At 52.5% G+C, this 19,873-nt stretch carries 19 protein-coding genes; 8 read left to right on the forward strand and 11 right to left on the reverse strand.

What is annotated here, in order from left to right; translation table 11 throughout:
* Nucleotides 1-119: 119 nt before the first annotated feature.
* Nucleotides 120-1,208 (forward strand): threonine aldolase family protein, encoded by a 1,089-nt coding sequence (locus tag EYB48_RS14990; RefSeq protein WP_162021186.1) that lies wholly within the window; start codon nucleotides 120-122, stop codon nucleotides 1,206-1,208.
* 56 nt (nucleotides 1,209-1,264) lie between these two features.
* Here the strand turns inward: EYB48_RS14990 and EYB48_RS14995 are convergent, their stop codons facing one another.
* From EYB48_RS14995 to EYB48_RS15020, 6 genes are read right to left on the reverse strand one after another with little or no spacing between them, the layout of a single operon-like run.
* Complete coding sequence (locus EYB48_RS14995) at nucleotides 1,265-2,602, reverse strand: TAXI family TRAP transporter solute-binding subunit (protein WP_162021187.1); 1,338 nt, start codon at nucleotides 2,600-2,602, stop codon at nucleotides 1,265-1,267.
* A gap of 54 nt (nucleotides 2,603-2,656) precedes the next feature.
* The gene (locus EYB48_RS15000; RefSeq protein ID WP_162021188.1) at nucleotides 2,657-3,460 is read right to left on the reverse strand and encodes a competence/damage-inducible protein A; all 804 of its coding nucleotides are present in this window, start codon (nucleotides 3,458-3,460) and stop codon (nucleotides 2,657-2,659) included.
* A 59-nt stretch (nucleotides 3,461-3,519) separates the two neighbouring features.
* Nucleotides 3,520-4,425, reverse strand: coding sequence for an EI24 domain-containing protein (locus EYB48_RS15005; protein WP_162021189.1), 906 nt, complete (start codon nucleotides 4,423-4,425; stop codon nucleotides 3,520-3,522).
* Nucleotides 4,422-5,402 carry a sterol desaturase family protein gene (locus EYB48_RS15010; protein ID WP_162021190.1) on the reverse strand — a complete coding sequence of 327 codons (981 nt, stop codon included), beginning with the start codon at nucleotides 5,400-5,402 and terminating at the stop codon, nucleotides 4,422-4,424. The genes EYB48_RS15005 and EYB48_RS15010 overlap by 4 nt, the downstream gene beginning before the upstream one ends.
* Nucleotides 5,402-6,235 (reverse strand): polysaccharide deacetylase family protein, encoded by an 834-nt coding sequence (locus tag EYB48_RS15015; RefSeq protein WP_408058308.1) that lies wholly within the window; start codon nucleotides 6,233-6,235, stop codon nucleotides 5,402-5,404. Before EYB48_RS15015 ends, EYB48_RS15010 begins: the two co-directional genes overlap by 1 nt.
* Nucleotides 6,210-7,184 carry a YVTN family beta-propeller repeat protein gene (locus EYB48_RS15020; protein ID WP_162021192.1) on the reverse strand — a complete coding sequence of 325 codons (975 nt, stop codon included), beginning with the start codon at nucleotides 7,182-7,184 and terminating at the stop codon, nucleotides 6,210-6,212. Before EYB48_RS15020 ends, EYB48_RS15015 begins: the two co-directional genes overlap by 26 nt.
* A gap of 269 nt (nucleotides 7,185-7,453) precedes the next feature.
* Between EYB48_RS15020 and EYB48_RS15025 the strand changes: the two genes are divergently transcribed.
* From EYB48_RS15025 to EYB48_RS15035, 3 genes are all read left to right on the forward strand, one after another.
* Nucleotides 7,454-7,810, forward strand: coding sequence for an FKBP-type peptidyl-prolyl cis-trans isomerase (locus tag EYB48_RS15025; protein WP_162021193.1), 357 nt, complete (start codon nucleotides 7,454-7,456; stop codon nucleotides 7,808-7,810).
* A gap of 474 nt (nucleotides 7,811-8,284) precedes the next feature.
* Nucleotides 8,285-9,163: a hypothetical protein gene (locus tag EYB48_RS15030; RefSeq protein WP_162021194.1), complete on the forward strand. Its 879-nt coding sequence runs from the start codon at nucleotides 8,285-8,287 to the stop codon at nucleotides 9,161-9,163.
* A gap of 544 nt (nucleotides 9,164-9,707) precedes the next feature.
* Entirely contained in the window at nucleotides 9,708-10,865 is a 1,158-nt protein-coding gene (locus EYB48_RS15035) for an acyltransferase family protein (RefSeq protein ID WP_162021195.1), read from the forward strand.
* A 209-nt stretch (nucleotides 10,866-11,074) separates the two neighbouring features.
* Here the strand turns inward: EYB48_RS15035 and orn are convergent, their stop codons facing one another.
* Nucleotides 11,075-11,662 carry an oligoribonuclease gene (gene orn / locus EYB48_RS15040; RefSeq protein ID WP_162021196.1) on the reverse strand — a complete coding sequence of 196 codons (588 nt, stop codon included), beginning with the start codon at nucleotides 11,660-11,662 and terminating at the stop codon, nucleotides 11,075-11,077.
* 39 nt (nucleotides 11,663-11,701) lie between these two features.
* Here orn and EYB48_RS15045 point away from each other — a divergent pair, with 39 nt between their 5' ends.
* From EYB48_RS15045 to rsgA, 3 genes are read left to right on the forward strand one after another with little or no spacing between them, the layout of a single operon-like run.
* The gene (locus EYB48_RS15045; RefSeq protein ID WP_162021197.1) at nucleotides 11,702-12,961 is read left to right on the forward strand and encodes a M48 family metallopeptidase; all 1,260 of its coding nucleotides are present in this window, start codon (nucleotides 11,702-11,704) and stop codon (nucleotides 12,959-12,961) included.
* A 28-nt stretch (nucleotides 12,962-12,989) separates the two neighbouring features.
* Nucleotides 12,990-13,343 (forward strand): 4a-hydroxytetrahydrobiopterin dehydratase, encoded by a 354-nt coding sequence (locus EYB48_RS15050; protein WP_408058309.1) that lies wholly within the window; start codon nucleotides 12,990-12,992, stop codon nucleotides 13,341-13,343.
* Nucleotides 13,343-14,248 carry a ribosome small subunit-dependent GTPase A gene (gene rsgA / locus EYB48_RS15055; protein ID WP_162021198.1) on the forward strand — a complete coding sequence of 302 codons (906 nt, stop codon included), beginning with the start codon at nucleotides 13,343-13,345 and terminating at the stop codon, nucleotides 14,246-14,248. Before EYB48_RS15050 ends, rsgA begins: the two co-directional genes overlap by 1 nt.
* A 228-nt stretch (nucleotides 14,249-14,476) precedes the next feature.
* On the opposite strand, the gene EYB48_RS15060 is transcribed toward rsgA, so the two are convergent.
* From EYB48_RS15060 to EYB48_RS15075, 4 genes are all read right to left on the reverse strand, one after another.
* The gene (locus tag EYB48_RS15060; RefSeq protein ID WP_162021199.1) at nucleotides 14,477-15,622 is read right to left on the reverse strand and encodes an alginate O-acetyltransferase AlgX-related protein; all 1,146 of its coding nucleotides are present in this window, start codon (nucleotides 15,620-15,622) and stop codon (nucleotides 14,477-14,479) included.
* Nucleotides 15,623-15,631: 9 nt separating this feature from the next.
* Nucleotides 15,632-17,029: an MBOAT family O-acyltransferase gene (locus EYB48_RS15065; protein WP_162021200.1), complete on the reverse strand. Its 1,398-nt coding sequence runs from the start codon at nucleotides 17,027-17,029 to the stop codon at nucleotides 15,632-15,634.
* A gap of 20 nt (nucleotides 17,030-17,049) precedes the next feature.
* Complete coding sequence (locus tag EYB48_RS15070; protein ID WP_162021201.1) at nucleotides 17,050-17,706, reverse strand: alginate O-acetyltransferase AlgF; 657 nt, start codon at nucleotides 17,704-17,706, stop codon at nucleotides 17,050-17,052.
* Between the two features lie 150 nt (nucleotides 17,707-17,856).
* Nucleotides 17,857-18,516, reverse strand: coding sequence for an SGNH/GDSL hydrolase family protein (locus EYB48_RS15075; RefSeq protein WP_162021202.1), 660 nt, complete (start codon nucleotides 18,514-18,516; stop codon nucleotides 17,857-17,859).
* Between the two features lie 437 nt (nucleotides 18,517-18,953).
* Between EYB48_RS15075 and argF the strand changes: the two genes are divergently transcribed.
* Complete coding sequence (argF, locus tag EYB48_RS15080; RefSeq protein ID WP_162021282.1) at nucleotides 18,954-19,871, forward strand: ornithine carbamoyltransferase; 918 nt, start codon at nucleotides 18,954-18,956, stop codon at nucleotides 19,869-19,871.
* Nucleotides 19,872-19,873 lie beyond the last annotated feature (2 nt).

Consider the following 19,873-nt stretch of genomic DNA (forward strand, 5'->3'; position numbering starts at 1 on the left):
ACCCAGATTCTAGCCCAGATCGGCAAGCCCCAACGGACTGAAACAGGAAAGTCTGCGCAGGCCGGAACAGCCGTGGCATACTGAGTGCAAAAAAAAAATCTGACCACGGAGACCGCCGCATGACCGATGCCGAATTACAGCAATTAAAAGCCAGTTGCCACACGATATTACCCGGCCACGCCCTGCCCTCACCCGCACAAAGTTTTGCTGACATGGCCGCCTGGTGTGAACAGCATCAGATCAGCCACGATGTGTATGGTGAAGGTGAACTGATCCAGTCTTTCGAACAGAAAATCGCTGACCTGCTCGGCATGGAAGCCGGTTTGTTCTGCATCAGCGGCACGATGGCGCAAGTGACTGCCTTGCGCCTGGCCTGTGAAGAACGCGGCAGTCCGCTGGTTGCGCTACATCCGAGCTCACACATCCTGGTGCATGAACGCGCCAACTTTCAAACCCTGCAGCACTTCACTGCACTACACACCGGCAATCCTTACCGGCCCTGGGGCGTGGCGGATTTACAGGCGCATGCCGAACACATCTCTGCGGCCCAATATGAATTGCCTATGCGTGAAATTGGCGGCCAGTTACCTGACTGGGAAGCACTGAACGCGGTCAAGGCGTATTGCCGGAAGCAGGATATCCATCTGCATATGGACGGTGCACGTCTGTGGGAAGCCGCAGCGGGTTATGCGCGTCCATTGCACGAAATTGCGGCTGGTTTTGACAGCGTCTACGTATCGTTTTACAAGGGCATAGGCGGTATGGCGGGTGCGATGTTGTTAGGTCGCCCGGATTTTTTGGCGAAGGCAAAAGTCTGGATGCACCGTCAGGGTGGCAATGTATTCCGCCGCACGCCCTATGTGGTGGCGGCTGCCATGCAATTCGATGCCCGACTGGCTGCAATGCCCGCCTGCCTGCACCGAACCCGGCAGTTATATACGATGCTGCAAGCCTATCCGGCACTGATCTGCAATCCGGCGCAACCGCAAGTGAATATGCTGCATCTGTACTTGCCGGTGGACAGAGAGCGCGCTATCGCCTGGCGCAATCAGGTCGCAGCTGAACACGGCATCTGGCTGTTCAATCAGGCGGTACACACAGCACTGCCACAGCAATGCATGTTTGAATGGGTTGTCGGCGACCAGATGCTGAATTTGCCGGATGCGCAGTTAGCACAGGCATTGCAATTGCTGGCACAGCTGACATAGGTGGCAAAGGTGGCGTAGGTAGATTTAGTTGGCCAGCCTGCACAGTTTTGCAGACATCACGCCGGTGGCGGCTCTGCCATCAGACTGAGTACACGTTTGCGCACGAAGTCGATATGACTGCGCAAGCCGTATAGCTCTTCGGCGTAGGATAAGGGAATGCTGATGCGGTTGACCTTATCCTCGATCTCATCCAGCCGGCTCAGTTGCTGTTGCAGCAGCTGAGTACGTCCGCTTGCTGGCAACTCGTCCATCACCTGCTCCACCAGCCGTAACTGGCCGTACCAGCGATATACGCGTGAGCGGATGCGCCATACATACAGCGGCGGAATAATTTTCGACAATGGCAATAGCAAGGCACCAAGCGCCACGATCACAAACCACATACGCTCGATGAAATTCGCAATCCAGAAAGGCAGATAACGCTGCAGCACCGGTATGCCATGCTGATAGAATTTTTCCGCATCAGCCGAGACCGGGATTTCGGTATAGCGATCTGAAGGGAATTCAGCGCGATGGCTGAGCCAGTCGGCGCGGCTATGGATTTTCTGCGCAGCTTGCAACAGTAAGGCGATCAGCGCCGGATGCAAGCTTTCATGCGCGACCAGGGTCACAGTCGGCGAGATCAGATGATAATCGCGCGCCGGAATATCTTTGCCGATATCGATCATGCCGCGCGCCAGTGTGACCTGGGACAGATAGGGAAAGCGCCGGGTATAGGCTTCGGCCTGCACGAAATCAAACAGCCGTATGCCACTGCTTTGCATCAGCCTTTGCACCAGCGGCGAATCGCTGCCTGCGCTGAGTACCAGCACATCGGTATCACCGCGTAGCAGCGCATCGGCCGCATCCTGATCGGGTGAGCGCTGTATCTGTACATCGGCTTCCTGCAAATGATTGGCCGCCAGTATCTGGCTGAAAATACGCCCTATGCCATTGCCCTCGGCACCCAGATTGATGCGCTTGCCTTTAAACTGACTGAGATTGCTAAGTTCCTGACGCGAACGGTAAAACACCCAGATCGGTTCGTAAAACAGACTGCCCAAAGAGATCAGGCCCTGCTCCTGTGCACTGTCAGGATCGGTGGAACCACTGCGCACGAAACCGACTTCAATTTGCGAATCCGGGCTGCGGATGCGGTCAAAATTTTCTTGTGAGCCTTCTGAAGTCTGTAGCCGTAAAGTGATCTTGTTTTTAGCCAGCTCCTGCGCATACAGCTGCGCAAAGCGTGCATAGGCGCTGTTGGCCGGGCCGGTCGACATATCGATCACACGCGGTGGAGCCGGGTCCACCAGCCAGTACGCGAGCCCACACACCACGACTGCCGTCAGAATGAAGGGCAAGGCCGCCAACAACAAGGCGCGCAGCGAAAACAGGGTGAATTTAATTTTCTGCATCAGTCCAGATCGGTTTATGTGGTGCGCACAGTCTGATCAGTCAGATCAGTCAGATCAGTTTTTAGCCTGCAAAGGTGCTGGCACATACTCAGACTGCAGCGCATCGAGGCCGCTTAACATCACCTGAAAAGCGGCATCCACTTGCTGCGGATCGCCCTTCACGCCCAGCTCGATATGACGGCGTTCTGTCGCGGTCGCCACGCTGGGCAGACTGAAGATTTTTATCAAAGGAAAATCCTGCTCCAGCTGTTCCATCAGCGGTGTCAGCACAGACTCGATGGCGTCGTATACCAGCACGGATTTTTCTGCTTTCGGCTGTTGATGGAACAGATGCGGGTAATGGGTATCCAGCACCCAGTCTATCATCGGCCAGGCCATCACCGGAAAGCCGGGCACGAAGTAATGGTGTTGAATCGCAAAGCCGGGGATATTGTTGTAGGGATTAGGAATCAGCGCCGCGCCCTGCGGGAATTCGCCCATCTTCAGCCGCTGCAAATTGTCCGGGCTGTCCAGATCCACAGTCTGTCCGGCCTCGGCCGCCATGCTCAGTATGCGTTGCTGTATGCAGACCTTGGCATCAGGATGCAGAACGATGGGTAAATCCAGCGCAGCCGCTGCACATTGGCGGGTATGGTCATCCGGCGTGGCACCGATGCCGCCAGTTGAAAACACGATGTCACCCGAGGCGAAACTGCGGCGCAAAGTCGCGATGATGCGCTCAGGCTGATCGCCCACATATTCCGCCCAGTCGAGTTGCAGGCCACGTTGCTGCAGGCTTGCGATCACGCGGCTTAAATGTTTGTCCTGCCGCTTGCCGGATAAGATTTCATCGCCGATGATAATTACACCAAATCCCATATTGTCTCCGCCCTGTCGCTTATTCAGTCACTTATTCAATCAGTTAATCAGTTAATCTCTTAATTGCGGATAGCCGGAAACGCTGGCTTGCTGGCCGGACCGTTGGCGACGTCCTCGCTTGAGTCTGCCTTGCGGCTATCCAGCCTGGTACCCAGCACCGGTTCCTGCTTACGCCGGTAAGCCTGCAAAGCAGCCAGGCAGTAATGCTGAAACCAGAGTCCGGTGAAGACAAACACAAACACATATAACCACACCGCGACGCCCGCAATCAGCGGCAGCAACAGGAAGGACAAGACCCCGCCCAGCCATAACAGCCCAGGCGCTGCGCCAAACAAACCGGCGATGGTACCGATCAGTATCAGCGACCAGCGATGCTCGCGCACCAAGGCACGGCGCTCATCAGCATCAGCAAAATCCGCCAGCGCATCATAGCTCATCACACGGTAAGTCAGCCAACCCCAGAGCAGCGGCTGCAGCACCAGGTTCAGCGGCGGCAGAAACATCAGCGGCAGGCTCAGCAACCACAGCAGCAGAAAAATCACAAACGAGCTCATGGAGTGGGCGACGCTACCCAGCAAAGAGCCACCATGTCTGAGTTCCAGCGCAGGATAATGGCGGCTGCTGACATGGCGACCTATCGCGGGCATCGCGAACAAGGCAATACAACTCAGCGCGGTAAATACCATCAGCGGCAGCAGCAACCACATTGCCAGTAAGGGCACCACCAGCGCCTTAAAACTCAGCAGTCCGAGCGCCGCCAGTATTTCACCGGCAGTCTGAAAACTGTTATGGCTGCCTAACCATTGCTGCACAAAATCAATCAAGGCCTGCAGCCCAAAACCGATCACGACACCCCAGATCACCAGCGCGGCCAGAAACGGCAGCAGCGTGAGCAATAGCATACGATAATGCAGCTGGGCAGCGACAGCGCGCCCCCAGGCCAGACCGACTGCAGCGATATTCATGAGTGACTTTCCTTTTCCAATCCCAGCATACGTTTGATGCCCAGGTATTGCTGAGACCAGAAACCCTGTCCATAGTTTCTGTCGCTGCCTTCCGGTGCCGGTAACTGATCCCGGATGCCAGTCACGACAAACTCTTTCTGGAACAAGGCGGTACCAAACAGCACATCCCAGACCGGGAACAAGACCGCAAAATTATGTCCGCCCAGCGTGCCCTTGCCTTCACTTTCATGGCCTAAGCCTATCGTATGGTGCAGGCGGTGAAAGCGTGGCGACACCAGCAGGTATTCACCGATTTTTCCGAAATGGATGCGCACATTGGCGTGCTGCAGGCTTTGCAGCATTTGCGATGCCATCACCAGCATCACGTACTGACGCGGCTCGACGCCGATCACAATCGCAATCACACCCATGTAGATATCGCGGATAAAGTCATCCAGCAAGTGATTGCGGTTATCGCTCCACAGATTCATATTGCGCTGACTGTGGTGCAGACTGTGCAGCCCCCACCACCAGTTGAAATGATGCTCGGCGCGGTGGTACCAGTAGTCAAAAAAGTCCAGCACCACCAGGTAGGCCAGGAACAGCAACGCCGGATACTGTAAAAAGCCCGACCACAGATGTTCCAGATGCAGCGGATTCACACCCTGCAAATGCAGCAGCGCGGTGATATGGTCCAGCACCGGATCGAGAATGAAAAACACCGCAATCGAAAACGCACCCAGCCGGTGTAATGCGGTGTAAATGAAATCATTCCAACGCGCGCGCCGGTCGGTGATCGCATGCACCGGTATCCAGGCTTCCAGCGGACGCAATACCAGAAAGAGCACAATCAGTTGCAGTACGCCGAGTACAAACCATTCCACGCCTTCAAAGGCATCTTCTACAAATTCACCCAGGCCCAGAAAAAACATGGCGGGCTGTACGATGGTTTCGAACAGCCAGGCCTGACTATTGGTCAGCAAATCAGAGACATTCATTATTTTTTCAAACGATAAAGTGGATGCTCGCGTAGCGTAGCAAAACAAAAGGATTTCTGCTGCAAACCCTGAATTAAGGGTTCCAGATTGGCCGGTGCCCAGGGGTCGCGGCGTGACCAGATGCCCAGATGGGCCATCACGATGTCACCATCGTTAAGGTCTTTCAGCATGCGCTGTAACAGGCTGGCATTACTGAATTTCTCACTCGATAACTCATCCCCGGAAAACCCGGCTGGTGCCCAGCCCACATGCGCATAGCCACAGGCAGCACCGGCTGCACTCAGACCAGGTGTCAGCTTGCCACCGGGTGCGCGCCAATAAGGGTCCAGATGCTGGCCTGTGAGTTGCAGGAAACGCTGGTCCACCCGCTTCAATTCTTCGCAGTATTGTGCCGGGGTCCATAGCAAACTCTGCCCGGCCTGTGCGCCGAACTGGGGCTTCAGCCGTATGCGGCCATCCGGCGCATCCGACTGCACATACACATGATCAAAGGTGTGGCTGCCAAAAGCATGGCCATCCGCCACCAGTTGCTTCCAGTAGCCAGCCCATTCCGGCGACAGTGAATAATCGCCACGTGTAGTTTTCTCGTTAGCCAGAAAAAAACTGGCTTTGATACGGTATTTTCTGAGGGTGCTGGCGATGAATTCGGCTTGCGACTGGCTGCCGGTATCGAAAGTCAGATAGATAGTGCCGCGACAGGACTTGCTGGCCACGTTGGCGGCATTGGTAGTGCCTGGCAACTGCGCATCAGCCGCCAGTGCGGCGGCGCTGAAACACAACAGGGCTGAGGCCAGCCCTGCTTTTGCCTTACATATTGCCGGCACGGTTCGCAAAATACACACCATGCGGTGAACGGCCAACCGGTATCAGCTTAATCACTTTGCGGCTAGGGATATCAACCACGGCGACTTTCTTAATCCAGCGCAGCGTCGCCCACAGGGTTTTGCCGTCTTCACTGACTTCCATACAATCGGGACCACCCGGAACCGGAATCGAGCCTACCATTTCCAGGGTTTGCTGATCCAGGATGTTAATTTCATTCGAAGTGCGGTTAGACACAAAAATGTGACGCTTGTCGCCCATGGCGCGGAAGTTATGGGTACCGACACCGGCCTTGATACGCTTCACCGTCTTCTGCGCGCGCCAGTCGATCACTTCCACATAATCCTTACCCATGATACCAACCAAGAGATATTTATCATCCGGTGTCATCACGATACCCGCTGGCAGTTTGCCAACCGGGATAGTCCATTTCACTTTTTGCGTGGCAAGATCAATCGCCGAGACCTGATCGCTGCCTTGCTGAGTAATGAACACGGTGGTGCTGGCCGCATCAAAGGCCATATGGCTAGGCAATTTTGCGAGCGGCACGCGGTTGGTCAGTTTCAGATCTTTGCCGTCATAGCGGTAAAAATCGACGCGGTCCAGGCGCAGGGAATTGGACACAAACCATTTTTGATCCGGTGAAAAACCAATCTGATACGGATCGGCGATATCGCTGATACGACGCTGAATCTGACCGGTCTTAGGATCGAGGAACACCAGTTCATCACCGACCGCATTGGCCACGATGAGCGACTTGTTATCCGGCGTCGCCATCAGATGATGCGGCTCTTTACCGATAGGGAAGGTACTGATTTCTTTATACGTTTGCTGATCCAGCAAACTGACCGTGGCATCACGGGAGTTAAGTACCACCACCACATTGGCATGCACTGCAGGAGCAGCAAATGGAACGAGGAAAGCAACCAGTAAAGACGCCAGCAAGGAACGACTACGCATGAAAGAAGACCGCAAATAAAAGAATCAAGTCCGCATTTTACCGTGCAAAGACGACCTAGTTTTTGTTTCTGTACATGGTTTTTCTGCTTTTGCCGCTAACTTGAGCAAAATCAAGCGCTTATCCCGATAAATTTACGCTATTTCACAAAAATTAGTTTTCAAAACCCCGCATAAATACTGGCTGCTGGCGACATTTCGGCCTGCACGCGCCATCTGCTGCGGACTTTTGATCTACAATTGCGCCACATTTTTTAGATTGAGGAGAAACCATGAGCACTATTACTACCGTCAGCGGTTTGCAATATGAAGACAAAGTTGTCGGCGAAGGCGCAGAAGCGCAAGCTGGTAACCACGTCGTGGTGCACTACACCGGCTGGTTGCAAAACCCGGACGGCTCTGCTGGCAAAAAATTCGACTCCAGCAAAGACCGCAACGATCCATTCTCTTTCCCACTGGGCGCAGGCCATGTGATCAAGGGCTGGGATGAAGGCGTACAAGGCATGAAAATCGGCGGCACCCGCATCCTGACTATCCCTTCCAGCCTGGGCTACGGTCCACGCGGCGCAGGCGGCGTAATCCCTCCAAATGCAACTTTGATTTTTGAAGTAGAACTGCTGGGCGTATAAGCCCCCGGCCTGTTCGCTAAGCTAAGCTCTGTGCTGCTGCTGATCAATCAGCAGCACAGAGCCAGCAACTCAGCCTATAAAACGTCTGCCCGTTGTGTGCAACTGGCGGACGTTTTTTTATTGTTGTGGGGTTTGTGTGGAGGAGAAGATGACGATTCTAATTCCTACCTCTCGGTTTGAATCGCTTGAGTCAAATGAGACGACATTGTTACCTTTATGCAAACATGGTATTTTATCTTTTTTATTTAATACACACCCAGCATTGACATGACAAAAGCATCCCCGTTGCAGCTTGAGTGTGCGGCTATTAAGACTTTGAGCTGCAATACGCGATTGCCTCCAAAGGGGATATCGAGTTCTTTGACAAACCAGATTTCTTTGTGAGTGGAGCAGGTCGAATTGGTATCGCAATTTCTAACCTTAAAAAAATCGGCGAACAAAATATTCTCTTTTACGTCTCATAAATTAAGGAAAATGATAGCAATATTTAGCGACAATAAAAATAAGTTACATACACTTGCAAATAGATGGCGATCAATTTCGACGGCGCTTCTGATTTCAAGTGCAGCTGCACTATCGTTTATAGTTCAAAGCTATATGTTTTCATACAGCGGGAAAACCATAGAAAGTGGCAAAGACCAATATACATTCCAATTAAATCACTGGAACAATGAGATATTCAAGACTTTGGCGGAAATTCGGCATTTAGGGATAGCAAATCACGTAGTAATCCAAACCGAGCCTAAATCAAACCGGGTAACATTAAGTAATCAGACAACTGGTTTTTATAGAGAGTTTAGTCTTGAAGTCGCGCAATTAAGCCGTCAACTAGAATATCAGGGAATGGTTATCTCAAATATCATGGAAGCTCAAAATCGACTTTACGATGAAGCTAATGGTTTAGATAAATCAGAGAAAAAATTAATAGCTGATCACCTAAAAGCATTTCTTGCTGCCAGCGACAAGCATCGAGAAATACGGAAGAATCTAGATGAAATAGTAGAGGAACTTGAAAAAAATTTTTCGGTAGATGAATCAAAATTATCCGACAATGAATTAACAGATATTCACGTTAAAAGAATTCAATTGGGTATGCGAATCTACTCAGATAAAAAATCAATTCTTTGCTTTAAGTGTAATTCTATGCAATTTGTCAGCGATTTCGCTACTGCTTCTGCCTTGGTATTTAATGATTACACAGCCTTAGTTGCTACACACAATAGGTCGGCAAAGTACTTTGATGCTATTAAAATGGCATTACTAACTACTATTGTGTGTGTGACAGCAGCGATTACATCACGTAAAGAAGTTAAGTCAGTTTTGAATAAACCTAATGACTTTGATCAAATTTAAAACTAAATAAAACCTTTGCATGACCCAGTGAATCTCCTCCTACAGCGTGCTAATAAAAATAATTCGGCTATGCTGCGCTCACGCCAGCATCAGCGCGCTCTTACAGCCAGACTCGCGCCCTTAAAATCCAACGGGTACAGTGCAAGCCAACGCTGAAAGCAGCCGCTGGTTTACTCTTTGATGGTCGGCCAGCGCGGTGTTTTTCTGCTGTTTTTTGGATTCGGCCAGCAGCTACTGGGACCAGCTTAGGCATACCGTGCGCCGTAAAGCGGCGGTTCTGGCAGATGGCATTGCCACACATCCGGGAGGATGAAGGCATTCAACGCCCGGCACACTGCGTCCGGCCTGAAAACGGATGTGCCTCAGCATAGAACTCCCGGAGTTTTGCTTGAGCCGGAGCGATAAGTAGCGCCATCAGGACAACACAGCCAACTGTGGATCATTTGAGACGGCTGGAGTTTAATCATTGATTTCATGAAAATAAATCAATTATTATCGTTGTACTTCCTTACACATTTCGACGATAAATCTCCCCTGCACATCCATGAATCCACACTCCCCATCTGTCGAACGTCTGTACTTTTTAGACTGGCTGCGCATACTGGCATTTGCTGGTCTGGTCGTGTATCACGTTGGTATGTACTACGTGAGCTGGGACTTCCATGTGAAGAGTCCTTTTGCCGGGCCGGGTCTGGAACCATGGATGAAACTGAGTGAACCGTGGCGCATGAGTTTGTTATTCATGATTTCCGGCGCGGCGACTGCGTATATGTTGAAAGGTGGCCCAAGCCTTACGCTGATCAGGCGCCGTAGTGCCAGTCTGCTGTTGCCTCTGCTATTGGGCATGGTATTGATCGTGCCGCCTCAGTCGTATTTTCAGGTAGTGCAGAAGTTCGGCTATTCGGGTGACTACTTTGAGTTTCTTCGCCTCTACTTTGGCCGCTATCGTGGCTTTTGTAGTGACAATCAGTGCCTGATCCTGCCCACCTGGAACCACCTCTGGTTCTTGCCTTATCTCTGGGTCTATACGCTGCTGTCATGTAGCTTGCTGGCCGTATGGCCGGGCGCCATTCAAGCGGCATCCCGGCTCCTGGACTACACGCTGCGCGGAATTGGCTTGATCATCATACCTACGCTGCTGATTCTTGCCGCCAGACTTGCATTTTTTGAACGCTACCCCTCAACGCACGCGTTGGTTGGCGACTGGTTCAACCATATCAGCTACCTCGGCATGTTCGTTTGCGGGGCGGCATTTGCGACATCCAAAGTCCTTTGGGAACGCCTGGCTGCGGCGCGTTGGCTGGCACTGACGCTGGCTTTGGTATTTTGGGCGGTACTGGTTTTTGAGCGCCCGGCAAAGCCACTTGAGCATGCGGTGGTCGCTATTTACCAATGGTGTGCCATCGTCGCAGCCTTCGGATTTGCAAAGACTTACTTAAACACAGATTCGCCAGCCAGGCGTCTTCTCACGGAAGCCGTATTTCCAGTGTATATCCTGCATCAAACCATACTTATCGTTGCCAGTCAGGCTTTGCTACCGCTCAAGCTTCGGCCGGCAATCGAGGGTCCTCTCCTCATTCTTATCACTTTCGTTGTTAGCTACGCAGCTTATTTACTCGTCAGCCGCTTCAAGCTGTTACGCCCCTGGTTTGGTCTGAAGTCGAAAAGGCCTGATATCCACGGCCCTGTCGCCAGTGCTTAGGTTAGTGTAGGTAAATTCAAGCTAAGGAAAATAAATGATCAATGAACAAGAATCAAAAGAAAAATTGAGCTATCGGGCTGAGGAATACCTGAACACAAAAAAAGCTACCCAATAAAAACCGGGTAGCTTTTTTTTCGCCGCTATGCTGCAATCACACCTGCAACGCACGATAGCTGCGGAGCAGGCCAACGCTGAGAACAGCCGCTGGCTTACTCCTTGATGAAATGCTGGCGGTAGTACTTGAGTTCTTCTATGGATTCCACGATGTCGGCCAGCGCGGTGTGTTTCTGGTGTTTTTTGAATCCGGCCAGCAGCTCTGGTTTCCAGCGGCGGCATAATTCTTTGAGGGTGGACACGTCCAGATTGCGGTAGTGGAAGAAGGCTTCCAGCTTAGGCATGCCGCGTGCCATGAAGCGGCGGTCCTGGCAGATGGAGTTACCGCACATCGGCGATTTACCGGCCGGTACCCAGACTTTGAGGAAATCGATCAGGGCTTGCTCGGCATCGGCTTCGCTGACTGTGGAGGCTTTGACGCGGTCGATCAGACCGGAGCGGCCGTGGGTGCCTTTGTTCCAGGCATCCATTTTATCGAGGGTCTCATCGGACTGATGAATCGCAAACACCGGGCCTTCTGCCAGTACATTGAGTTCTGAGTCGGTGACCACGACGGCGACTTCGATAATTCTGTCATTGTCAGGGTCCAGACCAGTCATTTCCATGTCTACCCAGATCAGATTGAGCTCATTGGCGCGCGCTGCTGCTGCGTTGTTTGCTTGCATATCGGTCGCTTGTGACATAATTCTTCCTTAGCTTTTTTACGAATGTCACATTTTCCCATGAATTCTGTCAGCTTTTCGGTTTTCTTCATCGGCTTTTTGCTGATTTCTGTGTGCTTGCAGTTCTGGCTCAGCGCACGCCATATCCGCCACATCCTGTGCAAACGCGACAGCGTGCCAGCGCAATTCGCGAAAAAAATCAGTCTGGCAGCGCATCAGAAAGCGGCCGACTACACCGTGACCAAGACCAAGCTGGGCTTGTTGATGCTGATGCTGAATGTGCCCGTGCTATTGGGCTTCACGCTGTTTGGTGGGCTGCAATGGTTGTCAGTCACGATCGCGGGCATCACCGGGCCGGGCATGCTGTACCAGCTCAGCCTGTTTGCCGCATTTGCGCTGATCACGGGCGTGCTGGACTTGCCATTTGCTTACTATTCGCAGTTTGTGGTCGAAGAAAAGTTTGGCTTTAACAAAATGACACGCTCGCTGTTTGTGCGGGATCTGATCAAAAGCAGTCTGCTGGGCGCCGCGATAGGCGCGCCGCTGTTGTGGCTGGTGCTGACGCTGATGGCCTCGGCAGGTGATCTGTGGTGGCTGTACACCTGGCTGGTCTGGACTGGCTTTCAGTTCCTGATGATGCTGATTTACCCAACGTTTATCGCACCGCTGTTCAACCGCTTCACCCCGCTGGAAGATGACAGCTTACGCAGCCGTATCGAAGGCTTGATGGCCAGAGTCGGTTTTGCCTCTAAGGGTTTGTTTGTGATGGATGGCTCTAAGCGCAGTGCGCATGGCAATGCCTATTTCTCTGGCTTTGGTGCAGCGAAGCGCATCGTGTTTTTCGATACCTTGATTGAAAAACTGAGCCCGGCAGAAATCGAAGCAGTACTTGCGCATGAACTGGGGCATTTCAAACTGCGCCACATCGTCAAGCGTATCAGCGTGATGTTTGTTTTTTCACTGGGCTTCCTGGCTTTGCTCGGCTATCTGAAGCAGCAGGTATGGTTCTATACCGGCCTGGGCGTTGATCCGCTGTTACTGGCGCAAAATGATGCGATGGCTTTGTTACTGTTCATGCTGGTCCTGCCGGTATTTACTTTCCTGTTGTCGCCATTGGCGGCGATCAGTTCACGCAAGCATGAATTTGAAGCCGATGCCTTTGCCGCTAAACATGCGAGTGCGCAGGATCTGATTGCGGCGCTGGTCAAAATGTATGACGATAACGCATCGACACTGACGCCTGACCCTTTACACTCTGCATTCTATGACTCCCACCCACCGGCCGCGATCCGCATCCAGCATTTGCTGGCCGCACAGTGAAGCGCAGCCCTGAGACCACTTTGAAGGAATGATGATGAAAACTGCCGACTTACTCGCACTCAAATCCCAGCATACAGAAACCGGGCTGGCGGATGCGGAACTCAGCGCTTACTTTGCTGCGACCCCGGGCTGGAGCCAGGATGGGCCGCGTATCGTGAAGACCTTTCAATTCAAAAATTATTATGAAACCCTGGCCTTCATCAATGCGATTGCCTATGTGATCCACGCGGAAGATCACCATCCTGAGCTGGTGGTCACCTATAACCGCTGCCTGATCCGCTTCGACACCCATACCGTGAACGACGGCAAAGGCGGTATTTCAGTCAGTGACTTTATTTGCGCGGCCAAGGTCGATGCGATTTTCGAGCAAAGCTTTTCCTGATGGCACACTTACAAGGACTGGTGATCGCCGCGCATGGCCGGCATTATCTGATACAGGCAGAACTGGATGGCGAGCAGCATAAACTGCACTGCGTCACGCGTGGCAAAAAGAGTGATGTGTCGGTCGGCGATGTGGTCGAATTTGCGCTGACCTCGAAAAATCAGGGTGTGATCGAAGCCATCACCCCGCGCAAAACCCTGCTCTATCGCTCGGATCAGTACAAATCCAAAATGCTGGCGGCCAATCTGACGCAATTGCTGATCGTGATCGCGACTGAGCCCAGCTTTAGCGATGATCTGGTATCACGCGCCCTGGTCGCGGCGGAATCAGCCGGTATACAACCTGTGCTGATACTGAATAAAACCGACGTCACCGCCTCCCTCGATAAGGCCAGAGAGCGTGCCGGACTGTACGCGGGACTGGGCTATCCTGTGCATGAGGTATCAGCCAAAGAACAGCCTGAAGCAACCCGCGTGCTGCTGGAAACACTGACACGTGGGCAAAGCACTATCCTGATCGGTCAATCCGGCATGGGTAAATCTTCGCTGATTAATCTGTTGATACCGGATGCCGATATCGCCACCCGTGAAATCTCTGCAGCGCTGGATACCGGCAAACACACCACCACCTTCACCCGTCTGTATCAGCTCGATGCACAGTCCTATGTGATTGATTCACCGGGTTTTCAGGAGTTTGGTCTGCATCATTTGAGCGAAGGTATGCTGGAACGGGCCTTCCCGGAATTTGTGCCACATCTGGGTAAGTGCCGCTTCTATAACTGCCATCACCACACCGAACCTGGCTGCGCCATCCTGGCCGCGATCAGCGATGGCGAAATCAGCAGCATGCGCCATGAGCTATTCGAGCAACTGGTGCACGAATCGAAGCAAACTGTCGGGTATTGAGGCGTTTAGCTGGGTGATTCCACTTCGTGTGGTGCGGCATGCATACACATTGTTGGCATTGTTGGCATTGTTGGCATGATAGACATCATTGCCGGTTTGACTCAGAAAGCGTCATTCCCGCGCAGGCGGGAATCCAGTGGCGTACCAGTCGCGAGACACTGGATCCCTGCCTGCGCAGGGATGACGAATTTTAGTGCATCAGTATTTGGATCAAGGGTGCTCGCATTATCAGAGCTTACCCTGACGCAGACGTTCAAACCAGGCGCGTTCTTTGGGCTCAAGCGGGCGCTGTATCATGCGTTCCGGGATTTCCCACAGCACTAGCTTGGGGGCTTCCTGACTAAATTCTTTGCTGTGAAAATAGGCTTGTGCCGCGCCGTCGAAGGCACCACCGTCTTTCGCCAGATTCGCAACGGGCGCACCGACATGGCGGCTCAGGAAAGGCACAAAATTGCCACGCAGGCTGAATGAAGTACCGATCAGCGACAAGGCGGGTAAGCCGCTGTCACCAAACAAATCATCGCTATTGACCACCACCGGTGCGACTTCACTTAGGGTGGTAATTTCAGTCGCCGGTCTGGCCCAGGCTGGCAGGCCTTCCAGGCTGGAGACTTTATACAAATCACCCATGCGTTCGCCCTGACGGCTCTTCACGCTGTCAGCATTGAGCGGCGCAGCGTCCGAGCTGATCCACTGCTTCTGACGTAACTGAGTCGCGATATATGCGGCCACCGCATTGGCACCGGCTTCATTCCAGTGAGAATCAGTGCGGTAATAACGCTCCCCGGTCACAGCCTGCAGCGGCAAGCGCAAATCCAGCACTGGCACCTGTGCCTGCTGTAATTCGCCTATCCACTGATCCATACGCGGACCAAAAGCAGCCGGACGATATAGGCCACAAGTATGGCTGTTTTCCATGCGCGCCTTGTCCGGCACCACGGCCACCACCAGCGGTATGCCTTGCGCTTTAAGCAGTGTTGCCACCTGCCCTACCATCCAGGCACGTGCTTTGGCATTCTGGGCGGCGTCATCAAAGCTGCTCAATTCTTCGGTCAGAAAAAACCAGCCACTACATCCGGGCCTGACCTGAGCGCCGGTATCACGCGCCAGGTTCCAGCTGACTGCGCGTTCGGTCGCCGCGAAGGCTTTGCTGAAGATGAATTTTTCGTTCAATTGCGAAGTCAGGATGCGCGTGGATTCACCTTGTGCGACTTTTTTCCAGTCGGCCATCTCACTCCATTTGTCAGCAGGAATCGCACGTAAAGTCTGAATACCAACTGCAAAGCCACCCAGCGTGATGGCCGCAAACGCGGCTGCCGGCAGGTACTTCCACAGTCCGGCACGTTCAGGGCGATAGATAAATGCTTCACTCATATCAGCCTCTTAAAACTGAAAATACAGGAAGGGAACGGCCTTCTGACCCGCCAGCACGATCACACCATAACTGAAAGTCAGCACTGGCCACAGCATGCTCCAGCTCATTACGCCGAGGCCGCCGCGTTTCGCAATCGGTGTGGCCGGATAGACCACGCACAGTAAACCAATCAGGAAGGTCAGGATAATCATAGGACGCAGCGCCAGGATCACTTCATCCTGTATGCCGAAACCGTGTAAGCCGAGCTGACCGGCCCACATGCCCAGTGCATTATCAAAGCCAGTAGCGCGGAAGATAGTCCAGGCGAACATCACGGTCAACATAGTCAGTGCACGCGAGGCATAATCCGGCATAGAGTAACCACGCTGAGTAAACGCACGGTCACAGCACAGGGCCGTACCTTGAATAATGCCCCAGATCAGATAATTCCAGTTATCGCCACCATGCCATAAACCACCGATCGCCATGGTCAGCATCAGATTGACATAAGTGCGTAAGGGTCCCTGACGGTTACCACCCAGACTGATGTACAGATAATCTCTTAACCAGGACGACAAAGTCTGATGCCAGCGGCGCCAGAAGTCCTGTATCGATACCGCCAGATACGGGTTGTTGAAATTCTCTTCGAAATGAAAGCCCAGCATCAGGCCCAGTCCGATGGCCATTGCACTGTAACCGGCGAAATCAAAATACAGCTGAAAGGTATAGGCGATGCAACCTATCCAGGCATCCCAGAAGCCGGGATGTTTGAGACCGAAACACAGTGCCACTACCGGTGCCAGCGTATCGGCGATCAGCACCTTCATGGAAAAACCTATCATGAAGCGACGCACGCCGAGCGAGAACTTTTCCATCGAAAATACGCGTTCGCGCAATTCCTTATCGATGACTTTGTAACGTACGATAGGACCGGCTATCAGATGCGGGAACATCGCCATATAGGCAGAAAATGCCAGCACATCATACTGCGCAGGTACCACCTTGCGCCGCACATCCACCACATAGGAAATCGCGTGCAACACGGTGAATGACAAGGCGATGGGCAGCATCACATGCTCCCACGGCAGTGCTTCCATCTGGCGTCCGGTCAGGAATTCATTGAGTGTAGACACCAGCATATTGGTGTACTTGTACCAAACCAGCGATGCCAGGTTGAGTACAATGGCCCAGGCCATCCAGCGCGTCTTCCATTTTTCATCCTGCGTCTTGTCGATCAGGATCGCTGCGCCCCAGGCCAACAGGGTCAGCGCGATGATCAGGATCAGGAACTTGGGCGTCCACCAGGCATAAAAAATCCAGCTGCCGACCAGCAGCGTATGGTTGCGGTAGTTCTGCGGTGTGACCAGGTACAGGGCAAAGAACAGGGGCAAAAACAGAGTCAGAAACTCAAGTGAGGCAAATACCATAGCTGCGGTCCGGTGTCAGATCAGGATGTGCTGTCGCGCACGAAAAAGACTTGCTGCGCTTTTTTAGACGGAATCACGATCACGCTGTAACGTTCGCCCGCCTGCAACTGGCCCATATCCACGGCAGCACCGGCATCGGCCTTATTGCATTGTGCCTGCACACTGAGTTTGACTGCATTCACCAGACGGCGCTGGGTAGTACCAGTCGCCACATTCTCGAATACCGACGCACCTTTAGCACCACCATTCAGGCCAGCTGCAGTACAGGCTGGATCAGCATTAAGCAAGGAAATGGAAGCGCGATTGGCATTGAAATCAGCAGGCGACTCACGCACGATCAGGCTGTCCAGACCATTGCCTTTATTGACGATGGCGATAGTGATGAATTCACCTGGCTTGGCAACGACATCAATCGCTGTTTTATGATTGCCGACTTGTACCGTGGCGCTCAGCTTATCACCGGCTTTGACCGGATAAAAACGTGATACCCGATTATCAGTCTGTGCTCCCAGCGCCACTTTGGCACTGCCATTGACCACGCTGGCTTTGTCGCTGGCGGCATTCAGAAAGCGCACAAACGAAGAATCCTGACCGGGACCGGTTTCATATAAAGGATTATCCGCATAGGCATTGAGGGACAGCGCCAATGTGATGCAGCTGAGGGCAAATTTTTTCATGATAGGTGTCAGGGTTCGGTGGCATTCTGGTTGCCAGCAGGCTACTTACCCTGCTGTCAGCTTACGTGCTTGCTTACTTGCTTATTTAATTGTTTAGCAGCCAGTCTCTGCATCGCGCAGGACTGGCTGGCATTGCGTCCGGAAGACGGTTTAACGCTTGATGGTATTGATAATCGCTGGTGTGCTGATCGCATTACCGATCGCTGTTCCCCAGGATTTATAGCCGGCATTATCAAAATGCTGGCCATCTATCGAGCCCCATTCGCCAGGCTGGGACAGCTTGAGCGAATCCACATAGGTGCATGGTGCGACGATTTCAGACAAATAGCCGGACATTTCTTTAGCGCGCGCATAAGTCTTGTTGAATTTGCCGCCTTCTGTACCCCAGGCCGGACCTACCCAGACGCAGGCCACGCCATTATTTTTCACGCCCTTAGTCAGACGTGACACCTGTTGCCAGATCCAGGTTTTCTGCAGTTCAGGCTGGGTATAGCCAGCCATGGTGTCACCGTTGACGACCACCACTAAATTTGGTTTGTAGGTTTTAACCAGTTCATTGAAAGGACGCGTCATTGCATCCTGACCAGTTTTGACCTCGACCGGACCATCTTTCAGACGTACCGCACCGCCGCAGGAGGACTGGCTTTTCACCATCCAGTCACCGGCAGCCACACCGCAGGCACCGAAGGAATACACCACCGCACCTTTGCTCATCAGATCATCATGCAAAGTCGTGATCAGATAATCAGGGGTGGACATGTGGCTATCGCCAATGATCAGGACGGTCAGTCCGGCTAACAGTGCGCTCATAGTTTCGACTCAAAAAAGTGGTGCTGATTAATCTGACGTATTCCCGACCTCATGTTGACCCCAGCGCCAGCGGATTACACTTTATTTCGGCATGGAACAAACATTTCGGGAATTGCGCACAATTATAAATATGATGCGCTCATTTGCTACTGGCAAACAGGCAACATTTCCATATTGAATTAAGTTTTTTTACCAATTGACTAGAATTGACAATCTGGAGTAAGTTGCTCCGGTACGCAAATATACTGACCAAGTCATAATAGTCCGTGAATAATTCGTCGCTAACGCATGAATAATTCGTAAATAATTCATATTCACGGCACTATTACGTCTTAAATTGCTTTTTCCTGAATTTCATATGGGAAAGAGAATTTAATCCCTTATAATTAAGCAGTTATGACAGGCGGCGGCATGCCCCCATGCTGCCCGTTTTATTTATGGCTATCAAACACTTCCTGCAATTCTCCGATTTCACCCGCTCAGAATTTGAATATGTGATGCAGCGTGCGCGCATTATCAAGCAGCGCTTTAAGGCGTATCAGACCTATCATCCGCTGGTCGACCGCACGCTGGTCATGGTATTCGAAAAAAACTCCACCCGTACCCGCCTGTCGTTTGAGGCAGGCATGCATCAGCTCGGTGGTGCTGCGATTTACCTGAATACGCGAGACAGCCAGCTTGGACGCGGGGAGCCGGTAGAAGATGCAGGTCAGGTCATGTCGCGCATGTGCGACATCATCATGATCCGTACCTTCGAGCAGGAAATGATAGAAAAATTCGCCGCCAATTCGCGCGTACCTGTGATTAACGGCCTGACCAATCAGCATCACCCCTGCCAGATCCTGGCAGATGTGTTCACTTACATAGAACATCGTGGCTCTATCGCAGGCAAGAAAGTCGCCTGGATCGGTGACGCGAATAATATGCTGTATTCCTGGCTGCAGGCAGCGCAGGTGTTCGGTTTCCACCTGCATGTCTCGACACCGAAAGGCTATGAGATGGATATGTCGCTGGTGGGTGCAGATACTGCGCATTACACCCTGTTCGATAACCCATCCGATGCCTGTGCTGGCGTAGATCTGGTCAATACCGATGTCTGGACCAGCATGGGTTATGAAGCAGAAAACGAAGCACGCCTGAAAGCCTTTGACGGCTGGATCGTGGATGAGGCTAAGATGGCACGCGCTAATCCGGATGCCCTGTTCATGCATTGTCTGCCCGCACACCGTGGCGAAGAAGTGTCTGCCAGTGTGATCGATGGCCCGCAATCTGTAGTGTGGGATGAAGCAGAAAACCGCCTGCATGTGCAAAAAGCGCTGCTCGAATATCTGGTGGTGGGCAAGATCGAAGGATAAAA

The sequence above is a fragment of the Cognatundibacterium crateris genome (assembly GCF_010078235.1).
Lineage (GTDB): Bacteria > Pseudomonadota > Gammaproteobacteria > Burkholderiales > Burkholderiaceae_D > Undibacterium > Undibacterium crateris.